The following is a 5,564-nucleotide window of genomic DNA, read 5'->3' as shown; positions in this document are numbered from 1 at the left end:
CAAATGTCACCTGTTCAGGACGTGTGCCGCACCTGCTGGCATACAACGGGCCTGTCCGCAGCCGTTTTCTCGATGACGCTATGAGGGCGCTATAAGACCAACAACCCCTACCCTCCCCCTACCCGCCCCTACCGGATTTCCGTGGAATACGGCCGGGGCGGGTGCGTGTGAAAAGGGGTGGACAGGGGCTGCCGGGTCAATTAATTACCGCTGACGTATGTCAGTTGTCCATTTCTTGTTCCCTCACTTCTTGTTCCCTCACTTCTTGTTCCCTCACTCCCGGCCGAGCTGCTTCTTGATGAAGGCGAGCATCTCGTCGTCGTCCGCGGCGGCGAGCCGGTCGCGGACGTCGCCGGTGTCGCCGTCGCCGTCCGGTGCGGCGCCTCCGGGCTGTCGGGAGTCGCCGTTCTTCCAGCGGTCGAGCGCGGCCTGGAGCCGTACCGCCACCTTCGTACGGGTGATCTCGTCGGCCGTGCCGGCGGCGGCGAGGCTGCCTTCGAGCCGGTCCAGGTCGCCGAGCAGCAGCGTGGCCGGGTCGGCGGCGTCGGGGGCGAGTTCGGTGCGCAGGCAGTCGGCGAGGGCCGTGGGCGTCGGGTGGTCGAAGACCACGGTGGCGGGCAGGACCAGGCCGGTGAGGGAATTGACGCGGTTGCGCAGTTCGACCGCGGTGAGGGAGTCGAAGCCCAGCTCGCGGAAGGCGCGGGCGGGTTCGACGGCCGCCGCGCCGCTGTAGCCGAGGACGGCGGCGACCTGTTCGCGGACGAGGTCGAGCAGCAGCCGCTCCTGCTCGGGCCGCGCCAGGGACGCGAGCCGCTCGGTCAGGGCGGGGCCCTGCCCGGTGCCGGGCCCCCCGGCGGGGCCGCCGTCGGGGGCGGCCAGGGCCCGTACCTCCGGCAGTTCGGCGTACAGGCGGCTCGGGCGGACCGTGGTGAACGCGGGCGCGTACTGCGGCCAGTCGATGTCGGCGACGAGGGCGGCGGTGCGGTCGTGGGCGAGGAGCCGCTGGAGGGCGGCGATCGCCTGGTCCGGCGCGAGCGGCGGGAGCATGCCGCCGCGCAGTCGCTCGGCGGCGGCCCCCTCGGCGGCCATGCCGCTGCCCGCCCAGGGGCCCCAGGCCACGGAGGTGGCGGTCAGGCCCCGGGCCCTGCGGGCGTGCGCGAGGCCGTCGAGGTAGGCGTTGGCGGCGGCGTAGCTGCCCTGTCCGGCGCCGCCCGCGACGCCCGCGAAGGACGAGAAGAGCACGAACGCCGACAGCTCGTGCCCGGCCGTCAGCTCGTCGAGGTTGCGGGCCGCGAGGGCCTTCGCGCGGAAGACGGTGGCGAGCCGGTCGGCCGTCAGCGCGTCGAGGACGCCGTCGTCGAGGACGCCCGCGGCGTGGAACACCGCGGTCAGCGGCGCGTCGTCGGGGACCGCGCCGAGGACGCGCGCCAGGGCGTCGCGGTCGGCCGCGTCGCAGGCCGCCACGGTGACGCGGACGCCGTACTCCTCCAGTTCGGTGCGCAGCTCCGCCGCGCCGGGGGCGTCGGGGCCGCGGCGGCTGGTGAGCACCAGGTGCTCGGCGCCCTCGCGGGCCAGCCAGCGCGCCAGGTGGGTGCCGAGGGCGCCGGTGCCGCCGGTGACCAGGACGGTGCCGCGCGGCGTCCACGCCAGGGCGCCGTCGCCGCCGCCGTTGGCGCCGCCGCCGTCGTCGCCGTGGTTGAGGGGGGCCCGTACGACACGGCGTCCGAAGGCGCCGGAGCCGCGGACGGCGACCTGGTCCTCGCCGGTCCAGGCGCCGCCGAGGAGGCGGGCGAGGCGGGTGACGGCCGCCGTGTCCGCGGCGGCGGGCAGGTCGACGAGGCCGCCCCAGCGCTCGGGGTGCTCCAGGGCGGCGACGCGGCCGAGGCCCCACAGGGCCGTCCGGCCGGGGGCGGCCGGCCCCTCGTGGCCGACGGTGACGGCGTCGCGGGTGGCGCACCACAGGGGCGCGTCGACGCCGGTGTCGCCCAGGGCCTGGATCAGCGCCAGGGTGAGAGTGACCTCCTCCGGGACGGCGTCCACCGGGGCGGTGCCGTCGTCCCCGGTCCGGGCCGGGGCGTCGGCGGCGAGCAGGGAGAGGACTCCGGTGATGTCGTTCGCCGTGTCGGCCACCGCCGCGCGCAGCACGTCGGCGAAGGCGTCCCGGCCGGTGGTGTGCGCGGGTACCCGTACGGTGACGTGGCCCGCGCCGCGCTCGGCGAGGAGCGTGGCGACGGCCGTGCTCCACGGGGTGTCCTCGCCTTCGGGGACGAGGACGAGCCAGGTGCCCGACGGCTCCCCGGTGTCCGTCTCGGCGAGGGGCGTCCACGACTCGCGGTAGAGCCACCGGTCGAGCGCGGAGCTCTCGCGCCGCTGCCTGTGCCAGGCCGAGAGCGCGGGCAGCACCTCGGTGAGCGGCGCGTCGTCGGGCACGGACAGGGTCTTGGCGAGTTCGGCCAGGTCCTCGCTCTCCACGGTCTCCCAGAACCGCGACTCCACCTCGTCGGCCGTGCCGGGGCCCGTCCCCGCCTGGTCCGCGGCGGCCTCCAGCCAGTAGTGCTCGTGCTGGAAGGCGTACGTCGGCAGGTCGACGCGGCGCCGGGCGGCGACGGGCGCGTACAGCGGCGTCCAGTCGACGTCGGCGCCCCGCACCTGGGCCGCGGCGAGGGCGGTGAGGAAGGCGTCGGGCTCGGGGCGGCCCTTGCGGACGGCGGCGATCAGCCCGGCCTGCGCTGCGGGGTCGGTGAGGGTGTCGTGTGCCATCGCGGTCAGGACCGCGTCGGGGCCCAGTTCGAGGACGGTCGACGCGCCCTGGTCGGCGAGGGTGCGCAGGCCGTCGTGGAAGCGGACGGCCGCACGGACGTGCCGCACCCAGTAGCCGGGGTCGGTGAGGTCGCCCGGGGCCGCGAGCCCTCCGGTCAGGTTCGACACGACGGGCAGCAGCGGCTCCTGGTACGTCAGGCTCTCCGCGACCGCGCGGAACTCGTCCAGGACCGGGTCCATGAGCGGCGAGTGGAAGGCGTGCGACACCTTCAGCCGGCGCGTCTTGCGCTCCTGGCCGCGCAGCGTCGCTTCCAGGCCTTCGAGGGCGGCGCGGTCGCCGGACAGCACGACCTGCGCGGGGCCGTTGACGGCGGCGACGTCCACCCGGTCCGCGAGGTCGGTGAGCAGCGGCAGGACGTCGGCCTCCGTGGCCCGCACGGCGAGCATGGCGCCGCCCTCGGGCAGGGCCTGCATCAGCCGGCCGCGCGCCACGACGAGTCGGACCGCGTCCTCCAGGGACCACAGCCCGGCCACGTACGCGGCGGTCAGCTCACCGACGGAGTGCCCGCCGACGATCTCGGGCCGGACGCCGAAGGACTCCGCGAGGCGGAACAGCGCGACTTCCATGGCGAACAGGGCAGGCTGCGCGTACGAGGTCTGGGCGAGCAGCTCGGCGTCCGTACCGAACATCACGCTCTGGAGCGAACGTTCCATCCACCCGTCGACATGGGCGCAGACCTCGTCCAGCGCGTCCGCGAACACGGGGAACGCCTCGTACAGTTCGCGGCCCATGCCGGGGCGCTGGCTGCCCTGGCCGGTGAACACGGCGGCGAGGCGGCCCTCGACGACCGTGCCGGTCACCGCGCCCGGGCCGCCGGACGCGACCGCGTCGAGCCCGGCGAGGAAGGCCTCGCGGTCGCGGCCGAGGACGACGGCCCGGTGTTCCAGGAGCGAGCGGCCGGTGGCCAGGGACCAGCCCACGTCGGCGAGACCGGCGGCGTCGGCGGCCAGGGCGGGGTCGGCGAGCAGCCGCTCGCGCAGCCGGGCGGCCTGGGCGTGCAGGGCGTCGGCGCCGCGGGCGCACACCTGCCACGCCACGGCGGCCGCCGGGGCGGCCCCGGGGCCGGCCGCCTCCTCGGCGGGGGCGGTGGCCTTGGTGCGGCGCGGGGCCTGTTCCACGACGACGTGCGCGTTGGTGCCGCTGACGCCGAAGGAGGAGACGCCGGCGCGGCGCGGCGCGCCGTCCCGGTCGGGCCACGCGCGGGTCTCGGTGAGCAGTTCGACGGCCCCGGCGGACCAGTCCACGTGGGTGCTGGGCCGGTCGATGTGCAGGGTCTTGGGCAGGACGCCGTGGCGCATGGCGAGGACCATCTTGATGACCCCGGCGACACCGGCGGCGGCCTGGGTGTGGCCGATGTTGGACTTGACCGAGCCGAGCAGCAGCGGCCGGTCGGCGGGCCGGTCCTGGCCGTAGGTGGCGAGGAGGGCCTGGGCCTCGATGGGGTCGCCGAGCGCGGTCCCGGTGCCGTGGCCCTCGACGGCGTCGATCTGCTCGGGGGCGAGGCGCGCGTTGGCGAGGGCCTGGGTGATCACGCGCTGCTGGGAAGGCCCGTTGGGGGCGGTCAGGCCGTTGCTGGCGCCGTCCTGGTTGACGGCGGAGCCTCGGATCACGGCCAGGACTTCGTGGCCGTTGCGGCGGGCGTCCGACAGGCGCTCAAGGAGCAGCAGCCCCGCGCCCTCGCCCCAGCCGGTGCCGTCGGCGGCGTCCGCGTACGGCTTGCAGCGGCCGTCGCCCGCGAGGCCGCCCTGGCGGCTGAACTCGTCGAAGGCGCCCGCGGTCGCCATCACGGTGACACCGCCCGCGAGGGCCAGGTCGCACTCGCCCTGGCGCAGCGCCTGCGCGGCCAGGTGCAGGGCCACCAGGGACGACGAGCAGGCCGTGTCGACGGTGACCGCCGGGCCCTCCAGGCCGAAGGAGTAGGCGAGGCGGCCGGAGATGACGCTGCCGGACGTGCCGGTCATCAGGTGTCCCTCGACGCCGTCGGGCACGCTGTCGAGCCCGGAGGCGTACCCCTGGTAGCCGGAGCCGATGAACACGCCGGTCGACGTGGACCGCAGGGACTTGGGGGCGATGCCGATGCGTTCGAACAGCTCCCAGGAGGTCTCCAGGAGGAGCCGCTGCTGCGGGTCCATGGCGAGGGCCTCGCGCGGGGAGATGCCGAAGAGGCCGGCGTCGAAGCGGGTGGCGTCGTGGACGAAGCCGCCCTCGGGCTGGTAGCGGGCGGCGCCGTCGAGGTCCCAGCCGCGGTCGGTGGGGAAGACGGACACGGCGTCGGTGCCGTCGGCCAGGAGCTGCCACAGTGCTTCGGGGGTGGCGGCGCCGCCGGGGAAGCGGCAGCTCATGGAGACGATGGCGACGGGGTCGTCGGCGACGTCGGCGGGGGCCGCCGCCGGGGCCGGGGCGGCCGTCGCGGCCGGGGCGCCGGTGGCCTCCGCCAGCAGGTGGCGGGCGAGGGCCTCGGGCGAGGGGTGGTCGAAGACGGCCGTCGCGGGCAGCGGGACGTCGGTGGCGGCGGTGAGCCGGTTGCGCAGCTCGACCGCGGTGAGCGAGTCGAAGCCCAGCTCGCGGAAGGCGCGGGCGGGTTCGACGGCCTCGGCGCCCGCGTAGCCGAGCGCGGCGGCCGCCTCGGTGCGGACGAGGTCGAGGACCAGGCGCTGCCGTTCGGGCTCCGGGTGCCCGGCGAGGCGGGCGGCCCACGCGGAGTCCGGGGCGCCCTCGCCCGCCGGGGCGGCGGCCGTCCGGC

Annotated in this window: 1 protein-coding gene; it reads right to left on the bottom strand. The window is 76.2% G+C overall.

The window, feature by feature from the left end; genetic code table 11:
- Positions 1 to 273: 273 nt before the first annotated feature.
- The coding region (locus tag IE330_RS18560; RefSeq protein WP_190137164.1) for a type I polyketide synthase at positions 274 to 5,564 on the bottom strand (5,291 nt) is incomplete at its 5' end.

It is taken from the genome of Streptomyces longispororuber, assembly GCF_014656095.1.
In the GTDB taxonomy this organism is placed as follows: Bacteria; Actinomycetota; Actinomycetes; order Streptomycetales; family Streptomycetaceae; genus Streptomyces; species Streptomyces longispororuber.
This window is presented reverse-complemented; position numbering and strand designations above follow the sequence as displayed.